The organism is Salininema proteolyticum, assembly GCF_042685645.1.
Taxonomy (GTDB): domain Bacteria; phylum Actinomycetota; class Actinomycetes; order Mycobacteriales; family Micromonosporaceae; genus Salininema; species Salininema proteolyticum.
The window spans coordinates 4,041,990-4,066,320 of sequence record NZ_JBHUNX010000001.1; the positions used below are offsets into that span (position 1 = coordinate 4,041,990).

The following is a 24,331-nucleotide window of genomic DNA, read 5'->3' on the forward strand; positions in this document are numbered from 1 at the left end:
CGTTGAGGGGCGACGGGCTTTGCCCGTCGCCCCTCACGCCCATCGGCATATGGATCGGACCGCCATTGCAGTACCAACTCTCGACCGCACGCCACAGGGCATTCGGCACCGTAGCCGACTCCAACCTCCCAGAACCCGTTCTCTCCGTTGCAAAGAGCCCTGGCAGGTTCCCCATACATTGAAATGTAACGAACCGGCACGAGCAGACGGAGAGAACTGCATGCAACGCAAGAGAACGCCCATCTGGCTATTGGGACTGTTCACAGCCGTCCTGGGGATGACCGGCTGCACGATCGGGCAGGATTCCGACGACCAGGGCGCCGCCGACGGATCGAGCAGCTCCACCGACGGAACAGAGAATGACGACGGTTCGCCCAATCCCTGGGAGTCCGAATCCTTCACCGACCCTCGTATGGAAGTCCTCGTCGGGACATGGGAGGCATCCACTGACGTTGTGGGACCACACGGTTCCGAGCTGACCATCAACGAGGACGGCACCGCCGTCCTCCGCTCCGGAGCCAGTGTCCGGGGCCCGCACGAAGGGTCCATCACACTCGGGTCGAAGGATCCACATTATTTCATCGGCAAGGTGGACGATTCCGGATCGGAACTAGTGAAAGAGTTCCGCTACGACGTCGAGGCGGACACCATCCTGTTCGCCGACTCGGGCCTTGGCGAGATCGTGCACGAACGCACGTCATAACGTCGTGAACCGGCCGCCCGGTCCGGTGCCACGCGGCATACGGTCCGGGCGGCCGACTGCTCTCACGTCGCGTCATTCCCTCAGTTCGGATTCGCCTCTCTGACTCCGCTCCCGCCAGCGGATCGAACATCCAACACTCTGCGTCGTCCCATTCCCCGAGTCCCTCTCCCATGGACGTCCTTCCAGTGCCGACGATCGCCCCCTTTCTCCCCCCTGCTACCCCCGCTTGCTCACCCCGGCCTGGACTCATCCTGCTCCGCTCAATCCACACGCTCCTCCTCCGTACTTTCCCCGGCAGCTCGGCAAAGCCGCTGAAACACCACATCGGAACGGCTGCCAGGCCTACCATCAGGGGATGAGCCCACTGCCGACCCGTGTCCCCGTCGATGCGGAGACGAGTCATGTTCCGACCCGCGAAGAGGAGTCCGAATGAACGCGCCCGTCCGGAAATCGAGCCTGGCAGCCGTCGCAGTGCTGGCTTTGGCGGCGTGCGGCGGCTCCACCGAGCCGACCACGACCGACAAGGGCTACACCCTCGACCTCGTGCAGCACGGCAAACTCACCGTCTGCACCCACCTTCCCTACGTCCCCTTCGAGTTCCGGGACGACGACGACAATGTGGTCGGCTTCGACATGGACCTCATGGACCGGGCCGCCGAGGAGATCGGCGTCGAACGGACCATCGTCGACATCAAGTTCGACCCCATCAAGTCCGGCGCCGCCATGGCGGGCGGCACCTGCGACATTGCGGCGGCCGGCATGACGATCACCGAAGAGCGCGAAAAGAACCTCACCTTCTCCGATCCGTACTTCGACGAAGTCCTCGCCTTCATGAGCCCCGTCGACGCGCCGATAACGAGCATCGACCAGGTCAAGGACCAGGACCTCACCTTGGGCGTCCAGGTCGGCACCACGAACCTCGACTACGCGCTCGACAACGGCGTCGACCCGACCCAGTTCGACGACTCCGGCAAGCTCCTCCAGGCGCTCAGGTCCGGCACGATCGACGTCATCCTGCAGGACGTGCCCGTCATCAACGAATGGTTGCGGGACGACGCCGTCTCCGCCGAGTTCGCCATGGACGGCGAGGTCGACACCGGCGCACAGTACGGTTTCGCGTTCAAGAAGGACGCCGAGCGGGAACTGGTCGACGCGGTCAACAAGTCGCTCGCCGACGTCCGCGAGTCGGGCGAGTACGACGAGATCTACGAGAAGTGGTTCGGCACCGAGCCGGCCGGGTCATGACCGAGTACCGCGTCCACCCCGGGCTCAGCCCGAGGAAGAAACAGCGTATAGGCCAGGGGATTCAGTACACGGTCCTCGTGGGCGCCGTCCTAGCGGTCGCCGTCGTGGCCGACTGGGGTTCGATCGCCGAGCAGTTCCTCAACGGCGAGGTGGCCGTGCTGATGCTTCCGGAACTGTTCTCGATCGCCCTGGTCAACACCGTCATCTACACCGTCTCGGGCTACGTCGTGGGCTTCGTCCTCGGCCTGCTCCTGTCGGTCATGCAGCTGTCGTCCGTGCCGGCGAACCGGTGGCTGTCGAAACTCTACGTGGAGGTCTTCCGCGGGCTGCCCGCGATCCTGGTCTTCCTGGTGCTGGCGTTCGGCGTACCGACGGCGTTCCCCGGGTTCCGCTACCCCATGGGCACCTACGGCATGGTGGCGATCGGCCTCGGGCTCGTCGCGGCGGCCTACCTCGCCGAGACGTTCCGCGCCGGCATCCAGGCGGTGCCGAAGGGGCAGATGGAGGCCGCCCGGTCGCTGGGCATGGGCCGGACGCGGGCGTTGGTCACCATCGTGATCCCGCAGGCGATCCGGATCGTCATACCGCCGCTGACCAACGAGTTCATCCTGCTGGCCAAGGACTCCTCCCTCGTCTACGTCATGGGGGTGACGCTGGCGACCGCCGAGCTGACGAAGTTCGGCTCGGACATGGCCACGCGGATGGCTAACTCGACGCCGTTCATCGTCGCCGGGGCGACGTACCTGCTCATCACCGTCCCGCTCAGCCTCATCGTCCGCCGGCTCGAGGCCCGACAGTTGGAGACGCGCTGATGCCCGATCAAGTCGCCCTTCAGAACCTGCACAAGTACTTCGGCAAGCTGGAAGTGCTGCGGGGCATCGAGCTCACGGTGGAGAGCGGCGAGGTCGTCTGCGTCATCGGCCCGTCGGGTTCGGGCAAGTCCACCCTGCTGCGCTGCATCAACCTGCTCGAACAGCCCACGGATGGGCGGGTGGTCGTCGACGACTTCGACCTGACCGACCCCGACGCGAACCTGGACGTGGCGCGGCGGTCAATCGGCATGGTGTTCCAGCAGTTCAACCTGTTCCCGCACATGACCGTGCTGGAGAACGTCACCATCGCGCAGCGGAAGGTCCTGAAACGCCCGCGCGAGGAGGCCGACCGTATCGCCCTGGCCCAGTTGACGAAGGTCGGCGTGGCCGAGAAGGCCGCCCAGTACCCCTCCAAGCTCTCCGGCGGGCAGCAGCAGCGCGTCGCCATAGCCAGGGCGCTCGCCATGGAGCCGGACCTCATGCTCTTCGACGAGCCCACCTCGGCGCTCGACCCCGAGCTCGTCGGCGAGGTCCTGCGCGTCATGCGCCGACTCGCCGACGAGGGAATGACCATGATCGTCGTGACCCACGAGATGGCCTTCGCCAAGGAGGTCGCCGACCGGGTCGTCTTCATGGACGACGGCGTCATCGTCGAACAGGGGCCGCCCGGAGAGGTGCTGGAGAATCCGCAGTCCGATCGGGCGCGCAGCTTCCTGCAAAGGATCCTGGAAGCATAGGAGGGCTCGCCGAGTCCCGGACCGGTCTTTCGCCGTCGCCCTCACGCACAGGAACTACGGGGCTCGCCATCGCGCGCCCCGCTTCGTGAACCGACCGTTCACCTAGGCCAACACACCGAGGGTGAGCGCTGCGGCGACCGGGACCAGGTACAGGATCGGGAAGGCCACCGTCTTGTACGAGCGCGCTCGCAGAACGGTGATCACCGCGCCCGTGAAGTAGGCGATCAGTCCGATCGCGGCGGCGAACCCGATGTAGGGAACGAAGAGCCCGGCCAGGAGCCCCACCGAACCGGCGGCCTTGGCCCACCCCAGCCAGTTCCAACACGACCGGGGGACGCCGTACTCCTCGAGCGCGTCGGTTACGAAGGCCGCCTTGGTGAGAAGCGAGTACGCCGAGAACCCGACCCAGAGGGCGGCGGCGACAGTGACGATGATGTAGGCGATGGTCATGGGACACCTCAGTTTTAATAATCCGGGAACGCTTTCGACCTCCTGACCGGGCAGAGGTGGAAAACCTGACAGCACCGGCATGTGACGCCCGCCAAACGGCCGCCGGCGGAGGTGCGGCGCCAAGTTCGCTCCGCACGGTTGCCATGCACGCCGCCCTCGCGCGGGCCGAGCTTCCGGCCACGGCGCTCGATCCGTGCCGCCGCCCAGGCCGTCCTCGCCCGGTCGGAGCCTTCGACTTCGACACTCGTTCTATGCCGTCGACGCACAGGCCGTCCTCGCCCGGGCCTAGCCTCCAACCAGAGCGCTCAGTACGAGCGGCCGCCGCTGGGAACTCCCCGGCCTTGGGAGTCATGGCAGCTCACAGGCCGCGACTAGTTCCGACGCGGCACCGAACCTTGATGTCGACCCTCACCGAGCCGGACGAGAGTTCACCATGACGATCGTTCCCGCCGCCGATTCGGCCGTCAGGACTTCAGCGGCCGGTCCTCCACGAGGCGCTTCATGACAATGGTCGAGGTCAACCGCTGGACGCCGGGCAGGGTCGCCAGCTGTTCGTCATAGACCTTCTGGAACGCCTCCAGGTCGGCGGTCACCACTCGCAGAAGGTAGTCCGGCTCGCCGAACAACCGCTCCGCCTGCACCACTTGCGGAACCGAGGCGACCGCCTCCTCGAACTCGGGAACGGTGTCGCGGTCCTCCCACCTCAGGGTCGCGAAGACCAGTGACTCGAAGGAAAGCCCCATCGAGTTCAGGTCGACGATGGCGCGGTAGCCCCGAATCGCCCCCGACTCTTCGAGCTCGCGCAGCCGCCGGTGACAGGGCGAGACGCTCAGGTTCACCCGGGCGGCCAGTTCGGTGACCGTCAGGCGGCCGTCCAACTGCAGTTCGGCAATAATCTTCTTATCCAGTGCGTCCACGGGGGAAATTTTACCCCTTATACAGCACTATCTGCCATTCTTTGCAATCTTCTCCCTCGCGAACAGCACTAATCTTGCTCTGCACACACTGATTTCTTGGAATATGAAAGGGACAGCCGTGGACTCCGCCGCCGCCGTTGCCTTCTGGGTCACCTCCTTCCTCCTGGTCTGTACCCCGGGAGCCGACTGGGCCTATGCCATCACCGCCGGGCTGCGCCACCGGTCGGTCGTCCCCTCGGTCGGCGGCATGCTGACCGGACACCTCGCCGCCACACTCGTCGTGGCCGCCGGAGTGGGCGCCTTCGTCGCGGAATCACCCCATGCGCTCACCTGGCTGACCGTCGCCGGTGCGGCGTACCTCCTGTGGCTGGGGGCCACGACCTTCGCGAAGCCCGCCGTCCCCCGCGCCGGCGGAGAACCCGACGCGTCGTCCCCTTGGCGACAGGCGTTCAAGGGCATGGGCGTGAGTGGGTTGAACCCGAAGGTGTACCTGCTGTTCCTCGCGATCCTGCCGCAGTTCACGGATCCGTCGGGACCGTGGCCGATCAGCGTGCAGATCGTCTTCCTCGGCCTCATCCACATCGCCTCGTGCGCCGTGATCTACGCGGCCGTGGGCGTGGGCGCTCGCCGTGTGTTGTCAACACGCCCCGCAACGGCGAAGGTCGTCTCGCGTGCTTCGGGCGTGGCCATGATCGGCATCAGCGTCGCGCTGATCGCCGAACCGCTGATCGCCTGACCCGGACGGCTTCGGCGCCTGGGAAGGCCACGTGGATTCGGTCAGCTCTTTAAGCCGGGGTGATGTGCGCTCGCCGATTGTCGATGAGCGCCGATCAGTTTCGTCGCACCCGTTGGCGACCGGCGGAAGCACAACCCCCGCCGGTTCGTTCGCGGCCTCTTGCTCTCGTTCAGCGGTCGGAGGCTTCCCTGGCCGCCCGCTCGACCTTCGCCCGATGCTCGGCCCAGGCCTCCTGCTCGTTCATCGGCAGGTTGTCGTTGCCCTTCTGCATGCCCGCGGCCCCGTCGATGTTCTCGCGGACGATGTCCGCGTGGCCGGCGTGGCGGTGGACCTCCGCGATCATGTGGACGAGGATCTGGTGCAGGGTGACGTCGGCCCTCTCGTCCGGCCACCAGGGGACTCGGCCGACGGTGTCGAGATCGAGCTCCTCGACCACGGTGGCGGTGTGAGCCTGGACCCTGCGGAGGACGCTCTTGACCAACTCAGTGGACTCGTCGGCCTCGGCCCACATGTCCGCGTTGGGGTCCTCCTCGTCGAACGTCCACGGCAGGGGTTCGGTCAAGGGGCGCCCGAAGACCTCGCCGAAGTAGCCCGCCTCGGTGGCGGCGACGTGTTTGACGAGGCCGAGCAGGTTCGTGGCGGTGTCCGTCATGGGGCGGCGCAGGTCGTACTCGCCCAGTCCGTCTAGTTTCCACAGCAGGGCGTCGTGCCCGGCCTGCAGGTAGCGGAGCAGGTGGGCCTTGACTTCGTTGTCGCTCATCGACCCAGTTTCGCAGTCGGGTCCGACAGCGGTTCCCGCGAGAGGCCGTCAGGCGTGTTCCCGGTCGAACCGGGCCCGCGCGCTGTCGATCTCGGGGAGGCGCTCGGTGCTCCAGGCCAACAGCGCGTCGATCAGGTCCTGGAGGGTCTTGCCGAGCGGCGAGATGCGGTATTCGACGGCGACGGGACGCGTGCTGACCACTACGCGATCGACCATTCCGTTGCGCTCCAGGCGCCGCAGCGTCGTCGTGAGCGATTTCTGTGTCACCACCGGGATGGCTCGGCGCAGTTCGTTGAAGCGCAACGATCTTCCGCACAGTTCGTCGAGCACCTGCAAGGACCACTTGTCGAGGATCTGGTCGAGCAGCTCGCGGTGCTCGGGAGTCAGCTGCGGACTCTGGGAGGTATCGGCCATGATAATTAGTCTAGTTGAAGTTCCCTCCTGTTACTAGGTATAAATCAGATACCAGTTGAAACGCGAATGAAGGGACCGCTCATGGCAGTCGAAACGTTCAATCCCGAAGGCATGTTCCAGCCCGTTCCCTACCACCACGTCTCCGTCGCCACCGGTACGAGGCATGTGCACGTCGCAGGGCAGATCGCCCGCGACGGCGAGGGAAATAAAGTCGCCACGGGCGATCTGGCCGGTCAGATGGCGCAGGCGTTGCGCAATACCGCTCGCGGCCTCGCCTGGGCCGGGGCCGGTTTCGCCGACGTCGTGCGGCTGAGGTTCTACGTGACCGGTTGGCAGCCGGAGATGTACGAGGAGTTCATGGCCGGAATCGACCGGGTGACGGAGGAGCTGGGGATTCCGCGGCCGTTGCCGCCGTTGTCGGCCATCGGTGTCGACTACCTCTTCGAGCCGGACGTACTCGTCGAAGTGGAAGCGTACGCCGTCCTTGACTGAGGCGGTTCAAGTTACTGCTGAGCTCAGCTCAGCTCAGCTCAGCTCAGCTCAGCTCAGCTCAGCTCAGCTCAGCTCAGCTCAGCTCAGCTCATAGGAAGTGTTGCAGGCGGCGCAGAAGAGGCAATCCGCACCGCCTGTTGCATTCTTCAGACCTTGCGATCAAGTCCAGATCGGATTGTTCGGTCCCGGTGGTCGGCAATGACCGCCTACAGAGGGCATCTTCCCACAAGCCAGAAGTCATCGAATTCACCCGGTTCCTTGGCGCACCCCGAACGCCAGCGCTCCGCCGGGGTCTCGCCCACCGTCCACCGCACGGCTGACCAGAGTCGCGGTGAAGAACATAAATTCCCCTGGCCTTGAACGACTTGCCGGAAAGAATCCTGGAACGGAGTCGGGAAGGAGACCACCCGCTTCACTACGACACTGAACCCTCGGTATGCTCGGCGCAAACTCCTAGCCCAGGAAGGCCACATGCGATCCCCATTTTCCAGCAAAGGCATCGGAGCGGCCACCACCATGGCGATAATCCTCCTGCTGTTCTCTTGGGCAGAAATACCGACCAATACTGATTGGCCCGACGACGCCATACAGATCGAAGACGCCGTCTACTCGTACTCCGAAGACTGCGACTGCTACATCGCCTCGTCGAGCTGGGAACTCGACGAGGACTCCATCGACGGCGACGCGGTCGTGTCCCTTTTCAGCAATGGCGCCGTCTTCATGCTCAGCGGCACTATCGAGCTCTGCGATGAAGACGGGGACTGCGATCAGCGCGATGTCGGCATCACCTCGGAATTCGGAGTCATAGACGTTTTCCCGGCCGAGGAGGGCGTCACCGGCACGGTACGGATGACGATGAAAGACACCGAACACTGCCAACTGTTCACCTACATGGGCATCGGATCCGGACAAGCAGCATTGAAGCCCGACATGGACTTCCGAGAGCCGGGGATGGCCCCGACATGGGATAGGGGCACCATCGCCACACGCCAAGCAGCCGGCACGGGCACCGCCTGCTAACGGGCGTCACAACGCCATGGCCAGTCCCTCCTGCATAGAACGGCCGCACCGGCGCAGGCCAGTACGCTGAACAGGGTACGACAGCGCCCAAAGGATGACTGCGAGTGGCACACTCAACCTATGCGATTCAGATAGGAGCGATGTCCGGGCGCTGACCTGGCATGCGAAGGAGACGGATGTTCGCCTACTACCTGAGGTACTTCAACCCGAGGCTGTCACCGCGCCAATCGGAACGGACTCCCGCGTCGGTCATGGTGCTCTCACAGGAAGGGCTGGGAGCGATGCTGTGGAGCCGTCGTCAGCAAGGATGGGTATACGACCCCGTGGGCATCGGCCGGTGGATGGCGAAACCGGAGAACGAGAACCTCTACGACCCGATCAGCCTGGCAGAGGCGGAAACCCGGATGCGGGAGATCACCGACGGACGCGAAGGACTTCCGGACGAGGCGACGATCGAATGGATCTTTCAGTGGGACGGCAATCCGCCGCAGAGCGAGGTTTGGGAGTAAGCGACGACATGGCAACGAATCCGAATTCCCTGCGACACCCGAATCACCAGGGAAGAGATCAGCGAACACGGCAGTGTCGTCCTCTCTCAGAGGGAGGCTCTGCTCGAGCCTCCCGAGACCCAGCTATATGACCCCGAGAGGTTGTGAACGCCTCATCTCCTGAGGGACAAGGGCAAAGAAGAAGTGCCTTCTGGTTCGGTGTAAAGCGCTGAAACCAACACCAGACCCAGAAAGGGCGCCCATGATCCTCCCCGAAGCCGCACTTCTCCTGCTCCTCGACGACGAAACGGGGAAGCCGCTGGTGGAGTCCACCCGCGTTGACTTCGCGCTGGAGGCAGCCTTCGTCGCCGAACTGATCGCCCAGGGCGCCGTAAAGCTCTCCGGGTCGCCGAGCGTGCTCGCCAGGACGTCCGTAGAGCCGGCCGACCCAATGCTGAAGGCGGCCGTCGACCGAGTGGACAACTGCCCGGCAGGGGTCGCCATGCGCAAGATTCCGGCCGGGTCGAGGTGGAACGACACGAAGACCTACAGAGAGACCCTGTACGAACGGCTGAAGGAGCAGAACGCACTCACAGAGAACCGCCGCAAAGTCCTGAAGATCTTCACCGCCACGACCTACACTCCGGGTGCCAACGACTTTGAGACGCCGGTGGTCGAGGCGTTGAGACGCTGCCTGCTGGAGGGCGACGTTCCTGACGAGCGGACAGCGGCCCTGACGGCCACAATGAACACGATCGCCGTCCTGCCCAAGCTCTTCCCGTCGGCGAAGAAGAGGGTATTGAAGATCCGCGCGGAGGAGATCCGCACGGACGCGAGGATCAGTCCGGCGATGTCGAAGCTGCTGTCGGAGTTGAAGGCGGCCTTTACGTCTGCCGCTTTGGGCGCCACGGGCGCCTGACATGATAGGAGACCTGCCGGCCTTCCACTTGCCATAGACATTTGCTATGGAGGTGTCTCTCTGACGAGTTCGCGCCGAGCCGGCAGTCGCCAGTGCGTTGAGGAGCGCCCGAGATCATGGCGAAGCGGCCCTATAGGCGCTCTACCCCTGAGCTAACCGCCGACGGCGGTGCGGGATTCGAACCCGCGACAACCCGATTAACAGTCGAAGAACTCCGCTTCTACGCACCGGGCGCTCCCTGTGAATCGTATACGGCCCTTCGAGATCTGAGTCCGCACGGTGTTGGATCGATTCGGAGTTCGAAGTAGCCGTGAGGTTCGCACCGGAAGTCACGCCTCCACTGTACGGGCCACCGCATGGACTCCCATCCGCGATCGCCCTCGGGCACAAGCGATTCGCCCATCAATGCCTCGCCGGAGGTTCGCGGAGCCGTATCAGCCCCGCGAACCGCGTAGCGCTCAGCTGCTCACCTCAAGGATGATCTTGCCCCTGCTGTGCCCAGTCTCGCTGAACCGGTGCGCTTCGGCCGCCTTCTCCAACGGGTAGCTCTCCGAGTGCGTGATCCGCAGCTTCCCGGCCACGACATGGTCCGCCAGCTCGGCCAGTAGTTGCGGACTCCGATTCATCTCGCCGCTGAAGGCGATACCGCGCTCGAACGCACTGGGATCGGCGACGGTGACGATTCGGTCGGTACCGCCGCGCAACTCCACCGCATCGGAGAGCACTCCGAAACCGGCGGCGTCGAAGACCGCGTCGACTCCCTGTGGCGCGGCGGAGCGGACACGGTCGACCAATCCGTCCCCGTAACGGACCGGAACCGCCCCGAGTGACCTGACATAGTCGTCGTTCGCCTCGCTGTTCGTACCGATGACAGTGGCACCGCGCGCGACCGCCAGTTGAACCGCCAGACTTCCGACCGCCCCGCTCGCGCCGTGGATGAGTACGGTCTCCCCGGCGGAGACGTCAAGCTGTCCCAGTACCCGCAGAGCGGTCTCCCCGCCGACCGGCAGAGCCGCGGCATCCGCCCAGGACAACCCCTCCGGCTTCAGGGCCAGCGCACTCGCCAGCGCATAGTCAGCATATGATCCCGAGTCGCCCCAGCCGAAGACCTCGTCCCCGACGGCGAAATCGGCCCCCTCGCCGACGGCGTCCACGACACCGGCCAGGTCGAGACCGGGAATATGCGGGAACTCGACGGGGAAGACCTCCTCCATATACCCGTAGCGGATCTTCCAGTCGGCAGGATTGACGCTCGCCGAACGGACCGCGACCCGCACCTGACCGGGCCCCGGCTCCGGCTTGTCGATCTCGTTCACCCGCAGCACGTCGGCCGAACCGAACTCATTGAACTGGACTGCACGCATCTCGCATCTCCTCGTGGATCTCGTTGGCAATTCCCGCCGTAGCGGGCCATGTCATCCATTCTCAGCGCGTCCGAACGGAACCGCCCTGACCGAACGAGCAGTCTTGGCCATCCCAAAGGCGAGTGCGCTCGGAACTCCACCGGCGTACCGTTACTGACATGAACCGAGACCGGACCGACCTTCTCTGGGCGCTCGACGCGGTCGACCAGATCCTGGCGGCCTCACTCCCCAGCCAACTCACCACCTTCTCCCAAGTGGTCGCCGACCTCGTCCCCCACCGGGCCGCGATCATGCGCACCCCCGACTGCCCGCGCGAACCCGTCAAACTCAGCGGCGAGGCCGCGATCACCGGTCCGGTGACCAGCGTTGAGCTGTCCCACCTCTCCGAGCTGGCCGTGCCGGGCGCCGCCATCGTTCGCGAAGACGTCATCGGCGGCGAGACCAGGCGCATCGTCCTCACCGAATCCGCTGAGACAGGGGCGCAACTGGTACTCGTCACCGCCGGCGCGAAGGACCCGACCGAATCGGACTTGGCGCTGACGGCACGGCTGTGGAACGTCGTCGGCACCGCCACGGCCCGCATGGCCGACGCCGTTCCGGCCGACCACATTCCGAGCAACCTGGCAATCGCGGCCGCCCGCTCACGTGCCATCGCGGACATGGAACAGACCCACGCCACGACCCTGTCGGCCATGCTGGCGGTACTGCGCTCCCGCCGACTCCCCGACGGCACCGCCCGACGCGACGCGGAGAACCTGGCCACGAACGCCTTGCTCGACCTGCGCAAGTCTTCCGAGCGAGACGACGAGCTGACGGCCGAGGCCGCCGACGACGCCTTCGCGGTCCTCGCCGACCAACTGGCGCCCATGGCCCGCCACGGCGACACGGCACTCGACCTGTCCGGCCCCGACGACGTCCGGCTGCTCCCCCGCGACCTCGCCCACGTGGCCCGATCCTTCACCCACCGGTTCGTGCTGGCCTCTCTCGACCGCGCCGACACGACCCGAGTTCGCGCCGCCTGGAGGCTGAAGGACAAGGCTCTCCAGGTCACCGTCCGCGACGACGCCCCCGACGCGGTGGGAGACCCGAGGACCGTCGAGAAGTCGGACGAGCGAGTGTCCGCCATCGGAGGCGAGATAGAGGTGGACTCGGTGCCGGGCTGGGGCACGACGGTCACCGCGATCCTGCCGCTGGACATGGGCGAGCCGCCGGCCGTCGGGCCCGTCGAGGACCTGCACGCGCGCGAGATCGAGGTGCTCACCGGAATCTCCGAGGGCCTGCGCAACCGGGAGATCGCCCGACGGCTGAACCTCAGCGAGCACACCGTCAAGTTCCACGTCCGGAACATCCTGGCGAAGCTGGAGGTCTCCTCGCGCGGACAGGCCGCCGCGCTCGCGAGGGACCACCTGGAGAGGCCGAGCAGAGCGGCGGCGTAGATCAAAGGCGGCTCGGTGGGCGGCCATATTCGCTTCGGACTGGGAGTCAGACACCGGAAAGCGGGAATCGGCGAAGACGCCGTGGTCGAGAGCCGAAGAGTGCCTTGGCAAACGTCAGGCCCGGCCTCTCGGCCGGGCCGGACGTTCTAGACGAGTCTATTCAGCCCCACTGCGCTTCGCGGAGGCAGAGGTTGGGGGTGGGAAGGCTGTCGTAGGCGTCGATCGGCATGTCGATGCGCTCTTTCTGGACGATGTACCCGCCGGGTTCGAGATCTCCCTCGACCCAGTAAGTCTGCTCGGCTCCTTGCCAACCGAGCTTGTGGTTGCTCTCCCCGTCGTACCATCCGATGAAGGCGTCCACCGGAAAATTAACGTGGCGGGCTTCGCCGTCAGTGAGGCTGGTGGTCAGCTCGAACTCGGTCGTGACCACGCCTTCTTCGCGTTTGACCTCGCGGGAGGCGGTGTAGTGGACGGCCACGCCTCTGATGAAAATGGTCCCGTTGCCCTCGGCTCCAGGCGCGGGGAATCCCCTGTCGCTCATGCATTCGTCGAGTCCGGCATAGGGGTAGGTGCCGGCATGGGCGGTCGTCGGGGTGAACGCCAGTCCGGCGACTGCGATGGCTGCGGCGGCGACGCCGCGAAGGGTTTTGCTTTCGAACATGAGGGCCATGTTAGCAAGTATGTTCCATGGCGATCTCATGCACACGATTCACAATGGCCCCTGGAATGCCCTGCGGCGAACTTCGGCCCGACACTCGATCTCGAATCCGCAGGCAGGTCGGCCGTCGGTCACGGGCTCCGCATGTGACAGGAGTACTGCCTCCACGAACCCGTTCGAGGCGGGACATGCAGCGCCGCACGCACAAAGGTTCGCCCGTACAGAGGGATTCGTCTTGGAACGGCTCGGAAAAGCTCGCCGAACCCGTGTCCACGGCAGACGCAATCGCCTACACTCCCAGCAGCCCCCGGACGATCCTCACCGCGACCGTCTCGTCATGCGGAGCCTTTCCCGCCAGAGGGATCATGGCGCCTTCGAGAGCACCGAAGAACGCCTCGGCCACCTCCGCCGCAGGCGGTCCCGGTGGAATCACACCGGCCTTCCGCCCCTCGTCGATACGGTCGGCGGTTTGCGAAATCAGGTCTCCGACCAGTTCGGTGATCCTGCGCCCGACCGGGCTGTCCTTCCCCAGGAACTCCACCCGCAGAGTCATCATCACCCCGGCGACATCTCTTCGACAGTAGACGGCATGCCCCCTGGCCAACGCCTCCATCCACGCGACGGGACCCGTCTCTTCAGCGGCCGGGACCGCGACTTCCGCCGTCCACGTCTCGTTCACCCACTCCACCACCGCCAGCGCGAGGTCCTCCTTGCCGTCGAACTGGTGATAGAGCGCTCCGCGCGTCACTCCGGCATTCGCCGCCACCTCGGCCAGCCGCAGGTTGGGATACCCATCGGCCGACAAAAGCCTGGCGGCCGCCTCCAACAATGCGTACCGCGTCCGCCGTCGCCGCTCTGCCTGAGTGCGGCGGACGGGCTCCCTCGTCTCGGTCATGCCTCTATCTTACATACAGTCGTGTACGTATGTTATGTTCGGGTCAGGCGCCGCCGACGGCGCCCCTCCGAAAGGACGAGAGCACATGGAAACCGACCTGCCCGTTCGACAACGACACGAAATTCCGAACGAGATCCTCTCCATCAGCAGCTGGGACGAATTCGACTACGCCGACGCGTTCACCCTCACCGCCGACGGCACCTCACGGTGGACCGCCGAGCAGTGGGCGCGCGCCGCCTTCGGCGACCGGCCCAGCTGGCAAGCGGCCTTCATCTTCCGCGTCCAGCTCAAACTGCGCCTCCACTGGAGGGCCTCTCCCGACCACGTCTCCGGCGCCCGCATCGCCGAGAAGACGGACGAATGGATCCGCCTCGAGGCGTCCGGCCCGATACTCGAGGACCAGATGATCTTCCACGTCAACGACCAAGAGGCGTCCCTGGCGGTCTTCATGCGCTACCTGACGCCGAAAGGCGAGCGCACCTGGACCAGGCTTTCTCCGGTCCACCGCAGTCTCGCACCGGGTCTACTGCGCGACACCTACGAGAAACTCCGCTCCGGGAAGGCGGCCCGGCGGTGAGCCACGACCTTCGCCGCCGCTGAACCTCCGAACAGGCAACGGCCGACGGAAACCGATCCCCGAATGTCAGGACGGCACACCGTCGGCCGACCGACGCACCAATGCCCAAAGCACTGGGCTGTCCTCCCCCACCCCTGCTCGGTGTGCCCCGGAATGCTCATCGACGCCGGGCTAGAACGACTATTGACGGGAATTCAATAGAACCCGGCTCTACTTCGCAACCACGGCGTATCGACACGCTCGATCGCGCATCGCCAGGTCAGCACCTCTCATCCCATTCAGCCAGTACGGAGAGACGGAGTTTCAAGATGCGCCGAGAAATCGGACAGAACGTACCGCCGTCCTCGCATACGCCCGTGGGAACACTGCCCTGGCCGATAGTTCCTTTATGGCTGATCAACTACCTCACCTATTGGGGCAGATGGCGATTGTCGGCATGTGAAACGCTTTCTTCCGGCTCGGCCGCAGAACGTTAGACTCCCCATGAACCCCGTAGCAGCCCCCAATTCTGTCGGCGACGGCACCCTTGTCGGCATACTCGTCATCGGCTCCGGCCTCGCCCTCTTGGCCTTCGTGACCATACGCGGGTCGAAGGGAGAGTCACCCCTATGGCCGTGGCCCAAGGCGGAAACAGCCGAGCAGATCCGCGAAGCCCGGAAGGCCGGGCTATTCTCCGGAGGTCTCGGCATCCTGATTTTCGCCGCCGGAGTCGTACTTCTCGCCGCGGAAGACGGCTACTGGGGAGGTGAAACCACAATCCATGTCGTCTACGCCCTCTTGATGTGTGGAACTGCCGCCGGTTGGCTGGCGGCAAAGGTCCGGCGATGGAGAGCTGGCGTGTTCGCACACAGGCCGGCCATGAGACATCGGGCCCTGTTCACCACGGATGCCCGGGACGACAGACGTCTGGGGCGCGTGGCGGCCCTCCTCCCCGTCGGTGGAATGCTCTTCGGGATGGCGTACCTGGGTGGCACCTTGGGCATGCCGGACTGGTGGGTCTATCCCACGATCGCCGTCGGCATCGCCGCTTGCCTTCTGTATCCGCTGTTCGCCTGGATGATCCTGTGGTTCAATCGGCCCCGTGCACTGGTGTTCCCCGAGTACCGTGACGAAGCGGGTGGATGACGAGGAAGCTCCGAAAACGGTGACGTGCGCGAGTACCTGACGAATGCACGGACGTCGGGCGGAGCTGGCGCAAGAACGGCCGCCTCGATCATGGGTGAAAGCCGGTGGCGCCGGAGGCTGAGACCGTCGAATGCCGGTTCACACCGGAAACGACAAAACCGCGGGGCATGGGAGTCAACCTCCCATGCCCCGCGGTCTCGCGTTTTCACCGGGGTTCTGAGAACCCCTGCGCTCTGGCGCTCAATACGCCTTAGTGCTCGGCGGCGACCTTCCGGCGGCGGGCCATCCAAACGGCGCCCACTCCGACGATCAGCGCGGCCGAGGCCGAGACGATGATCCAGGTCTGGTCGTTACCGGTGGTCGGCAGCTTCTCGGCGATGTCCTTCACGTCGCCGGAGAAGTAGATCCAGCCCTCGGAGGTGAAGAAGTAGTCGTCGGAGATCTGCTCGTCCTCGGCGACCTCGGTGAGCTGGAACTGGTTGCCGCCCTCGAGGTCGACGTACTCGGTCAGACCCTCCAGGTCGGACTCGCTGAAGTCGTAGGCGACGTAGGCGGCGATCTCGTTGTCGCCGACGGCGTTCAGCACGTTGTACTGGACCGGGGTCGACTCGGAGGGGGCGTAAGTCTTGCCGACCTCGGGGTCGAAGTCCGTGATGACGCAGGCGGCGCCGTAATCGGTGGTCCGGCAGTTGTCGTAGTCCGCCGCGACCTCCACGTTGCCGGTCAGGGCCTCGTCCCAGTAGTTCTCGCCCAGGACGTACTCGTCGAGGTCGATCGAGTTGGAGAAGTGCACGATCGTGCCGGCGCGGTCGTCGAACGAGGTGTTCTCCTCGTAGACGCGGACCTGGGGGCCGGCGGTGACCGTCTCGCCCGGGTTGGCGTTCGTCAACTCGTGGTCGAGGTAGCCGAAGAGGTAGGGCCGGTTGAGCTCGTCGTCCTCTTCACCGTCCTCGCCCTCCTCGGGGTCGGGCAGTTCGGGGTCGGGAAGCTCTTCCCCGTCCTTGGACTCGACGGTGATGGTGCCGGTCTGAACGGCGACCTCCTCGCCGTCGGCCTCGACGGAGAACGTGTATCCGACGGTGGCGCCGGGCTCGGCGTCCTCACCGGCGTTGAGGAGGAAGTCGGGTCCGTCGACGATGCCGGTGCAGGAGATCATGGCGCCTTCGACGCCGCAGTCGGCCGCCGCGCCGGCCTCCAGGGAGACGATTCCCTCGGCGTCCAGCTCGAACTCGAAACCGTGGTCCTCGCCGAGGAAGTAGTCGCTCACCGAGACTTCCTGGCCGTCGCCGAAGAAGGCGGGGTCGGAGGTCTCCTGAAGGGCGCCTTCGAGGTCGGAGAACTCGAGGACGCGTTCGGGGAGGTCATTGTCGACCTCGCCGGAGTCCTGGGCGAAGGCCGGGGCCGCGGTGCTGAGGGCGAGAAGGGCCGCACCGCAGGCGGCACCGCTCCGGATAAGGGTGGAATTTCTAAGAGACAATGGGGTTCCAATTCTGGGGTATCTGCGGGAGCCTTCAGGGAAAGGCGCCCTTTTCGTGTACTACGCTGGAAACACGCCCCCGTGAGCGCACCGGTTGCGGAAATCCCGTTTCGTGTCGAAGTCGAGATCCCACAGTGACCTACCAGTCGGAAACCCCTGCCGGACGGCAGAGAACATTCCTCTACGCGATGAACACCGCCGCGAGTTCTCGTGAATACCCGAGAACTCGCGGCGCGACTTGACGCCGATGCTGTTCAAACCGAGGTCGCGAAAAACGGCGCAGACATCAGGTAACGAGCTCCGAATGACGACGGCCAGCGCGACGCGCCATCCCCTTGTCGAGACGGCTGGACAGCGGAGGGGCACCGAAGAACGTTCCTCCGGTGACATGGCCGCGACTGCCGTTACCGCTGCCCGGCGGGATTCTGGATCTGAGTCCGGTGCCGTATTCCGAGGTACGCGAGCTGAGCGCCGGCGATCCACCCGACGAACCATACGGTGAGCAGAACCCTGACGCCGAACCCGGTTGATTCGATGCCATAGGCGATTCCGAGTCCGAACGCGGCGATCACGGAACCGACAGCGGTGTCCGCGAACCGGGTGATGACCTTCGCGGTCAATGACGGACTACTCGGATCCCGGCCGACGCGTCGGCTCGCTGCGTGCCAGCAGAAAGCCGCAGCAAGGCCCACTGCCAGTAGTACGATCTGCGTCCATACGGCGGCGTCGAAGAGCATCTGGGCGGATACGGTCATCGAAGCGACGACCGTGGACCCGACTGCCATGGCCCAGCTTGCCGGCGATGTCGATGGGCGAGTCCGATCGGTCATGGTCCATCCTCGGGAAAATAGAAGTTCGGGGAGTTCCTTCGAGGCGGCCGATACGGCCGCCTCGAAGGTCGCTGTTCACTGACCTATTGGCCGATCAGGCGAAGATGGTGGGCGTGCACTTGACCCCGTAAATGGCCAGTGTCGCCGCCAAGCCGGCGACTCCGCCTTTGACGAGGACCTTCAGCCCGCGCTTGGAAGCCTCCTTGGCGATCTTCGACGCCACGGACTTCCACTTCTTCTTCTTGGCATCCGTCTCGACGGACTTCCACACCTTGACGAGCTTGTCGACCGGACCGCCGATCACACCGCCCAGCAGGCAGAGACCGTAGGCCTTCCAACCGCGCAGAACCGGTTGCTCCGAATCGATCGGCTCCTCGGCCTCACGGCCCAGATCTTCGGCCGAGGCGATCCCGGCCTCCATGTCGTCGGCGACCTGTTGGCCATAGCGGTCAACGATGGCGTCCCGGTTGAGCTCGCCGTTCTCGCCGATAACTCCCGGCTCGTGGAGGAACTCGAGGTACTCGGCGAGAAGGTCCACCTCCTCGTTCGTGTACTCGGATTCCAGCTCGCCGGCCTGAGCAGGGGCACCGATCAGGCCGGCGGCGAGAGATGCACCGAACAGAGCGGTGATTGATAGCACTATCCAGCGCACGGCGGGGGACGTGCGCGATACGATGTTCGCTTCCACTGTCATGCCTTTCTCATCATTGGAGGCAGTGGTTTCGGGGATGGGCAGTGCGGTGCAACGCAGTGTCCATCTCTTAAGGTTGTTTCACAACCCGGAACATCGTAGGTGCCGTGATCATCGCGAGATCAATGATCTACATACTGAGTTAGTTTCACCACTGGCCGATCGGTCGGCACAGATGCGACGTCAACCCGGCCGCACGACTCACCGCCATCGCCGATTCCCTCTCGCTCTTTGGATTTCAGGCCGCACACGTCCGCGACAGGACCCACCGAGTTCGCGCATGTTCCGAAGGCCGATTTCCAGCCTATGAACCTGTTTCAGCCGTGGAGGCGGTGCCCGGCAGGGGCACGGGGCCTCCACTTCGGGCGTCACTTCGAGAACCTTCAGGGCACGCGTCCTCATGAATCCGGGCTGAGCTCGGGGACCCCGTTCTCGTGGAGCTCAGGAGATTCCACGGCGACCTTGCCGCCGAAAATTCCGCCGGGCACGCAGACGGCGGCCCGCCCGGCATTCACGATGCCGGGCGGGCCGCCGTTGGGACTGGTCCAGACGTTTGTTCAGTCGTTGCCCGACTCCATGGCCGCGGCGTCGAGGAACTCCTCCTGGCCGGGAGCCTCGCCGCGAGAGGCGATGGCGACCGCTCCGCCCGAGTCCATCGCGCCGATCAAACCGGTCGACGCGGCCTGGGCCGCGCCGATCCGCTTCGTCTGGCCGACGAGGCCGATTTCGGCGTACTGCTCCAGCCGCGAGCGCGAGTCGGAGATGTCGAGGTTGCGCATGGTCAGCTGGCCGATGCGGTCGAGCGGTCCGAAGGCGGAGTCCTCTGTCCGCTCCATGGACAGCTTGTCCGGGTGGTAGCTGAAGGCCGGCCCCGAGGTGTCGAGGATCGAGTAGTCCTCACCCCTCCTCAACCGCAGGGTGACGGAGCCGGTGACGGCGGCGCCGACCCAGCGCTGCAGGGATTCGCGGATCATCAGCGACTGTGGGTCGAGCCACCGGCCCTCGTAGAGCAGGCGGCCCAGGCGGCGGCCCTCGTTGTGGTACTGGGCGACGGTGTCCTCGTTGTGGATGGCGTTGACGAGCCGCTCGTAGGCGTGGTGCAGCAGCGCCATGCCCGGGGCCTCGTAGATGCCGCGGCTCTTGGCCTCGATGATGCGGTTCTCGATCTGGTCGGACATGCCCAGTCCGTGGCGGCCGCCGATGGCGTTGGCCTCCAGGACGAGGTCCACGGCGGAGCCGAACTCCTTGCCGTTGATGGCCACGGGACGTCCTTGTTCGAAGTCGATGGTGACGTCTTCGGAGGGAATCTCGACCTCGGGGTCCCAGAACCGCACGCCCATGATCGGGTCGACCTGCTCGATGCCGACGTCGAGGTGTTCCAGGGCCTTGGCCTCGTGGGTGGCGCCCCAGATGTTGGCGTCGGTGGAGTAGGCCTTCTCCTTGCTGTCGCGGTAGGGGAGTCCGCGCTCGGTGAGCCATTCGGACATCTCGGCGCGGCCGCCGAGCTCGGAGACGAAGGCCGGGTCCAGCCACGGCTTGTAGATCCGCAGCTGGGGGTTGGCCAGCAGTCCGTAGCGGTAGAACCGCTCGATGTCGTTGCCCTTGTAAGTGGAGCCGTCACCCCAGATCTGGACGTCGTCCTCCATCATGGCGCGCACGAGGAGCGTGCCGGTGACGACCCGTCCGATCGGGGTGGTGTTGAAGTAGGTGCGCCCGCCGGAGCGGGTGTGGAAGGCGCCGCAGGCGATGGCCGCGAGGCCTTCTTCGACGAGGGCTTCCTTGCAGTCGACCAGACGGGCGATCTCGGCGCCGTAGTCGGCGCCGCGGCCGGGCACCGAGGCGATGTCAGGTTCGTCGTACTGGCCGATGTCGGCGGTGTAGGCACAGGGAACGGCGCCCTTTTCGCGCATCCAGGCGACCGCCACCGAGGTATCGAGACCGCCGGAGAAGGCGATTCCGACGCGTTCACCGACTGGCAGAGCGGAGAGAACTTTCGACATGAGTATTAGTATGCGCTTGTCAGAATTATTATGCAATACATGATTCCTGAGTCATGGCTCACATTTCTGTGGCGGCGCCGGGCGACGGCCATCCGCGTGGCCACCGTCGCGGCATGGACGGCATCAAGATTCACTGGTCAGAACCCTATTCTTCCCCTGTCCCACCGGTTGGAACGATGGAGCGACAGATAGGCTCCCCGCTTTCCTCCTCCGGCTGACCGGACCGTCCCGCTATCCGGACATTCCCAGGTCTCACCGCATACCGGCGCGGAGGAGGCCGGTGGGACGGGCGATTCTCGGCCTGGCGGGCTTCCCCGAATGGACTTGAGGGGTCGGGCGGAGGGCCGCCGCGCCGGATCGGTGCCCTCCCCGCTGAGGCCAGGGCGGTGAGCCGCGCCGACGCGGTTCACCGCTCCTTCCACCGCCTTGCCCCTACCGAGTAGGACCGACTAGATTGCAAGTGTGCGAATAGGATTGCTCGGCTCATTCGAAGTCCAGGCCGACGACGGAACCCCCGTCAAGGTCCCCGGCGACAGGTTGCGCGCACTCCTGGCGGCGCTCGCCCTGGAACCCGGCCGCGTCGTCCCGCGAGAGCGGCTGGTCGACTGGGTCTGGGGCGAGGACCCGCCGGCGGACGCGGTGAACGCCCTGCAGGTCCTGGTGTCCAGGCTGCGCAAAGCCCTGCCGGACGACGCTGTCGAGGCGAAGTCCGGCGGCTACCGGCTGACGGCCGGGCCCGAGACGGTGGACGTGGGCCGCTTCGAAGACCTCGTCACCCGGGCCCGCAGCGCCGAGGGGGCGGAGCGGGCGGACCTCCTGCGAGCGGCGCTGGACCTGTGGCGCGGGGCCCCCTTGGAAGGCGTCTCCCTGCTGGGCAGCAGGGCGTTCGACGCCGCCGTCGCGGGGCTGGGCGAGCGGTACCTCGCCGTGCTCGGGGACCGCGTGGACGCCGAAGTCCGCCTCGGCCGGGGCGCGGACCTCATCCCGGAACTGACCGACCTGGTCGCGAAGTATCCGCTGCGGGAGGGCTTCGTAGCGGCGCTGATGCGCGCCCTCGCCGAGTCGGGCCGGGGCGCCGAGGCCCTGACGGTCTACCGCCAGTTGTCCGAGCGGCTGGCCGACGAACTGGGCACCGACCCCTCGGCCGACCTGTCGGCCCTGCACACCGCCTTGCTGCGCGGCGAGGTCGGCGGACCGCCGGAGAACCGCAGGACGAACCTGCGAGCCGAGCTGACCACCTTCGTGGGCAAGGAGGACGACGTCGCGGAGCTCGCCGATCTGGCCGCGAGGCACCGCCTGGTCACCCTGACGGGGGCGGGTGGATCCGGCAAGACGCGAACGGCCGTGGAGACCGCGCGGGCGATGCTGGGCGATCTCCCCGACGGGGCGTGGCTGGTGGAACTCGCCCCGCTCACGAAGGGCGGCGATCTGGCGCAGGCGACCCTGACGGCGATCGGCCTGCGCGACCAGTCGCTGCAGGGCGCCGAGTCCGGCGGGGACGCGGCGGACCGGCTCGTCGCGGCCGTGCGGGACCGCGTGATGGTCCTGGTCCTGGACAACTGCGAGCACGTGATCGAGGCCGCCGCCGAGTTCGCCGACCGTCTGCTGGGAGAGTGCCGGAGACTGCGGATCATCGCCACCAGCAGGGAACCGCTCGGCATCACCGGCGAGACGCTGTGGCAGATCGAGCCGCTCGCACTGCCCGGTGAGCGCGACGATCCCTCCGACTCGCCCGCCGTGCGCCTGCTGCGCGACCGCGCCGAGGCGGTGCGCAGGAACATCGGAACCGACGAGCGGACCCGGTCGGCGATGGAGCGGATCTGCCGCGCACTTGACGGAATGCCGCTGGCCATCGAACTCGCCGCGGCCCGACTGCGCACCATGTCGGTCGAGCAGCTGGCGGACCGGCTCGACGACCGGTTCCGCCTGCTGACCGGCGGCAGCCGCACGGCCCTCCCCCACCACCGGACGCTGCGCGCGGTGGTGGACTGGAGCTGGGACCTCCTGAGCGAGGCCGAACGCGCCCTGCTGCGGCGCCTCTCGGTGTTCACCGGCGGGGTGAGCCTGGAAGCGGCCGAACGGGTGTGCCCGGACGGCGAGTACGCCCTCGACCTCCTGACCTCCTTGGCCGAGAAGTCGCTGCTCCGCACACAGGGCGAAGGCGCGCCGCGCTACCGGATGCTCAACACCATCGGAGAGTACGCGGCACAGCGCCTGGACGAGTCCGGAGAGGCCGAGGAGGCCCGGCGGGCGCACTTGGAGTTCGCCACCGACCTGGCCGAGGCCGCCGACCCGCACCTGCGCCGCGCCGAACAGCTGGAATGGCTGGCCGCGCTGGAGGTCGAACACGACAACATGAGCGCGGCCCTGCGCGCGGCGATCGCCCGGGGCGAGGCCCACGGGGCGATGCGCCTGGCCGCGGCCGCCGGCTGGTACTGGTTCCTGAGCGGGCACCGGGGCGAGGGCACCGAGCTGGCCGTCGCGGCGGCCTCCCTGCCCGGAGAGGTGCCCGACGACGTGCGGGCCCTGGCCTACGGCATCGTGACGACGTTCCTGTCGTCCGGATACGACGGCGACCAGTACCAGGCGCGGGAGTGGATCGAGGAGGCGCACCGCTACGCGCGCCTCAGCGAGCGCCGCCACCCGCTGATCGGCTTCTCCGCACTCCTGGAACGGATGCTGCGAGAGCCGGAGAACTTCCTGCCCGCGTTCGAACCGCTCATCGTCGACGACGACCCCTGGGTGCGCGCGCAGGCCCGGCTGACCCGCGCCCGGATGCGCCTCGCCCTGGCCGCAGACGAGACCGATGTAGACAGTGACATTCGGGAGTCGCTCGCCGGGTTCCGCGCGCTGGGCGACCGGTGGGGCACCGCGTCGGCCCTGGCTCTTCTGGCCGACAGGATCGCCGCACGCGGCGACTTCGCGAGCGCGTGCGACCACAACGGGGAGGCCGTCGCGGCGCTGACGGAGGTCGGTGCCACCGAGGAGGTCGTCGGTCTGCTGGCCCGTCAGGCCCAGCTGTACTGGCTGCTCGGCGACGAACGCTCCAGCACTGCCGCCATGGACCGGGCGCGACGGTACGCCGACGGGATCGCCTGGCCGGACACGCTGGCCGAGCTGGCGCTCGCGAACGCGCACCTGGCGTACCTGCGTGGGGAACCGGACCGGGCACGCGATCAGTTGACGGAGATTCCGACGAGGCCGGGAGGAGGGCTGACGGGCGTCCACTCCGTTGCCGAGAATCTGCGCGGCTATCTCGCCGAGGATCTCGACCAGGCGCGCGCCCACCGGGCCGAGGCGTTCCGGATAGCCGCGGATCTGGGTTACCGTCCGATGATCGCCGAGGCGATGGTCGGGATCGCGGACCTCGCCGTGCGGCGGGGGAACGACGAGATGGCCGTGCGCCTGGTCGCAGCGAGCGACGGCGTGCGGGGCATGCCGGACCGCTCGCGGCCCGACGCCGGCCGGATCTTGGACGGGACGCGGAGCCGCCTCGGCGAAGCCGTGTTCGCCGAGGCGGTTCGCGATGGGCGGGAGCGGGACTGGCGGGAGCTGGCCGAGGCCGCGCTAGGCGGCTGAGGCGGG

At 66.3% G+C, this 24,331-nt stretch carries 24 protein-coding genes; 13 read left to right on the forward strand and 11 right to left on the reverse strand.

Features of this window, described 5'->3' with window-relative positions:
* Positions 1-220 precede the first annotated feature (220 nt).
* The 4 genes from ACFTE1_RS18610 to ACFTE1_RS18625 all read left to right on the forward strand — a co-directional run bounded on the left by ACFTE1_RS18610 (position 221) and on the right by ACFTE1_RS18625 (position 3,497).
* A complete protein-coding gene (locus tag ACFTE1_RS18610) occupies positions 221-703 on the forward strand; it encodes a hypothetical protein (RefSeq protein WP_380623601.1) in 483 nt (160 codons plus the stop codon).
* A gap of 429 nt (positions 704-1,132) precedes the next feature.
* Positions 1,133-1,948 (forward strand): transporter substrate-binding domain-containing protein, encoded by an 816-nt coding sequence (locus tag ACFTE1_RS18615; protein WP_380623599.1) that lies wholly within the window; start codon positions 1,133-1,135, stop codon positions 1,946-1,948.
* Positions 1,945-2,760: an amino acid ABC transporter permease gene (locus ACFTE1_RS18620; RefSeq protein WP_380623597.1), complete on the forward strand. Its 816-nt coding sequence runs from the start codon at positions 1,945-1,947 to the stop codon at positions 2,758-2,760. Before ACFTE1_RS18615 ends, ACFTE1_RS18620 begins: the two co-directional genes overlap by 4 nt.
* Entirely contained in the window at positions 2,760-3,497 is a 738-nt protein-coding gene (locus ACFTE1_RS18625; RefSeq protein WP_380623595.1) for an amino acid ABC transporter ATP-binding protein, read from the forward strand. Before ACFTE1_RS18620 ends, ACFTE1_RS18625 begins: the two co-directional genes overlap by 1 nt.
* Before the next feature lie 102 nt (positions 3,498-3,599).
* On the opposite strand, the gene ACFTE1_RS18630 is transcribed toward ACFTE1_RS18625, so the two are convergent.
* Positions 3,600-3,947: a DoxX family protein gene (locus tag ACFTE1_RS18630; RefSeq protein WP_380623593.1), complete on the reverse strand. Its 348-nt coding sequence runs from the start codon at positions 3,945-3,947 to the stop codon at positions 3,600-3,602.
* 464 nt (positions 3,948-4,411) lie between these two features.
* Entirely contained in the window at positions 4,412-4,864 is a 453-nt protein-coding gene (locus tag ACFTE1_RS18635; RefSeq protein WP_380623591.1) for an Lrp/AsnC family transcriptional regulator, read from the reverse strand.
* A 118-nt stretch (positions 4,865-4,982) separates the two neighbouring features.
* Here ACFTE1_RS18635 and ACFTE1_RS18640 point away from each other — a divergent pair, with 118 nt between their 5' ends.
* The gene (locus ACFTE1_RS18640; RefSeq protein ID WP_380623589.1) at positions 4,983-5,600 is read left to right on the forward strand and encodes a LysE family translocator; all 618 of its coding nucleotides are present in this window, start codon (positions 4,983-4,985) and stop codon (positions 5,598-5,600) included.
* Positions 5,601-5,769: 169 nt separating this feature from the next.
* On the opposite strand, the gene ACFTE1_RS18645 is transcribed toward ACFTE1_RS18640, so the two are convergent.
* Both ACFTE1_RS18645 and ACFTE1_RS18650 read right to left on the reverse strand, forming a co-directional pair.
* Positions 5,770-6,360 (reverse strand): DinB family protein, encoded by a 591-nt coding sequence (locus tag ACFTE1_RS18645; protein WP_380623587.1) that lies wholly within the window; start codon positions 6,358-6,360, stop codon positions 5,770-5,772.
* A gap of 48 nt (positions 6,361-6,408) precedes the next feature.
* Entirely contained in the window at positions 6,409-6,774 is a 366-nt protein-coding gene (locus tag ACFTE1_RS18650) for a winged helix-turn-helix transcriptional regulator (RefSeq protein ID WP_380623585.1), read from the reverse strand.
* An 81-nt stretch (positions 6,775-6,855) separates the two neighbouring features.
* Here ACFTE1_RS18650 and ACFTE1_RS18655 point away from each other — a divergent pair, with 81 nt between their 5' ends.
* The 4 genes from ACFTE1_RS18655 to ACFTE1_RS18670 all read left to right on the forward strand — a co-directional run bounded on the left by ACFTE1_RS18655 (position 6,856) and on the right by ACFTE1_RS18670 (position 9,693).
* Positions 6,856-7,266, forward strand: coding sequence for a RidA family protein (locus ACFTE1_RS18655; RefSeq protein ID WP_380623583.1), 411 nt, complete (start codon positions 6,856-6,858; stop codon positions 7,264-7,266).
* A gap of 471 nt (positions 7,267-7,737) precedes the next feature.
* On the forward strand, positions 7,738-8,286 hold the full coding sequence (locus ACFTE1_RS18660; protein WP_380623581.1) for a hypothetical protein: 549 nt from the start codon (positions 7,738-7,740) through the stop codon (positions 8,284-8,286).
* 176 nt (positions 8,287-8,462) lie between these two features.
* Entirely contained in the window at positions 8,463-8,795 is a 333-nt protein-coding gene (locus ACFTE1_RS18665) for a hypothetical protein (RefSeq protein ID WP_380623579.1), read from the forward strand.
* 241 nt (positions 8,796-9,036) lie between these two features.
* A complete protein-coding gene (locus ACFTE1_RS18670; protein WP_380623577.1) occupies positions 9,037-9,693 on the forward strand; it encodes a GOLPH3/VPS74 family protein in 657 nt (218 codons plus the stop codon).
* A 458-nt stretch (positions 9,694-10,151) separates the two neighbouring features.
* Here ACFTE1_RS18670 and ACFTE1_RS18675 read toward each other — a convergent pair whose 3' ends face one another.
* Positions 10,152-11,057 carry an NADP-dependent oxidoreductase gene (locus ACFTE1_RS18675; protein ID WP_380623575.1) on the reverse strand — a complete coding sequence of 302 codons (906 nt, stop codon included), beginning with the start codon at positions 11,055-11,057 and terminating at the stop codon, positions 10,152-10,154.
* A 158-nt stretch (positions 11,058-11,215) separates the two neighbouring features.
* Between ACFTE1_RS18675 and ACFTE1_RS18680 the strand changes: the two genes are divergently transcribed.
* Positions 11,216-12,493, forward strand: a complete 1,278-nt coding sequence (locus ACFTE1_RS18680; protein ID WP_380623573.1) for a helix-turn-helix transcriptional regulator — start codon at positions 11,216-11,218, stop codon at positions 12,491-12,493.
* A gap of 160 nt (positions 12,494-12,653) precedes the next feature.
* Here ACFTE1_RS18680 and ACFTE1_RS18685 read toward each other — a convergent pair whose 3' ends face one another.
* On the reverse strand, positions 12,654-13,154 hold the full coding sequence (locus ACFTE1_RS18685; RefSeq protein WP_380623571.1) for a hypothetical protein: 501 nt from the start codon (positions 13,152-13,154) through the stop codon (positions 12,654-12,656).
* 286 nt (positions 13,155-13,440) lie between these two features.
* Positions 13,441-14,046, reverse strand: coding sequence for a TetR/AcrR family transcriptional regulator (locus tag ACFTE1_RS18690; RefSeq protein WP_380623569.1), 606 nt, complete (start codon positions 14,044-14,046; stop codon positions 13,441-13,443).
* Positions 14,047-14,131: 85 nt separating this feature from the next.
* On the opposite strand from ACFTE1_RS18690, the gene ACFTE1_RS18695 reads away from it, so the two are divergent.
* A complete protein-coding gene (locus ACFTE1_RS18695; RefSeq protein WP_380623567.1) occupies positions 14,132-14,623 on the forward strand; it encodes a hypothetical protein in 492 nt (163 codons plus the stop codon).
* 483 nt (positions 14,624-15,106) lie between these two features.
* Entirely contained in the window at positions 15,107-15,748 is a 642-nt protein-coding gene (locus ACFTE1_RS18700) for a hypothetical protein (protein ID WP_380623565.1), read from the forward strand.
* Positions 15,749-15,998: 250 nt separating this feature from the next.
* Here the strand turns inward: ACFTE1_RS18700 and ACFTE1_RS18705 are convergent, their stop codons facing one another.
* The 4 genes from ACFTE1_RS18705 to argG form a co-directional block, all read right to left on the reverse strand.
* Positions 15,999-17,225, reverse strand: a complete 1,227-nt coding sequence (locus ACFTE1_RS18705) for an LPXTG cell wall anchor domain-containing protein (protein WP_380623563.1) — start codon at positions 17,223-17,225, stop codon at positions 15,999-16,001.
* A 404-nt stretch (positions 17,226-17,629) separates the two neighbouring features.
* Positions 17,630-18,055 carry a hypothetical protein gene (locus ACFTE1_RS18710; protein ID WP_380623561.1) on the reverse strand — a complete coding sequence of 142 codons (426 nt, stop codon included), beginning with the start codon at positions 18,053-18,055 and terminating at the stop codon, positions 17,630-17,632.
* Between the two features lie 94 nt (positions 18,056-18,149).
* On the reverse strand, positions 18,150-18,749 hold the full coding sequence (locus ACFTE1_RS18715; protein WP_380623559.1) for a hypothetical protein: 600 nt from the start codon (positions 18,747-18,749) through the stop codon (positions 18,150-18,152).
* A gap of 554 nt (positions 18,750-19,303) precedes the next feature.
* A complete protein-coding gene (gene argG / locus ACFTE1_RS18720; protein WP_380623557.1) occupies positions 19,304-20,746 on the reverse strand; it encodes an argininosuccinate synthase in 1,443 nt (480 codons plus the stop codon).
* Positions 20,747-21,208: 462 nt separating this feature from the next.
* Between argG and ACFTE1_RS18725 the strand changes: the two genes are divergently transcribed.
* Positions 21,209-24,325, forward strand: a complete 3,117-nt coding sequence (locus ACFTE1_RS18725; protein ID WP_380623554.1) for a BTAD domain-containing putative transcriptional regulator — start codon at positions 21,209-21,211, stop codon at positions 24,323-24,325.
* Positions 24,326-24,331: the final 6 nt, after the last annotated feature.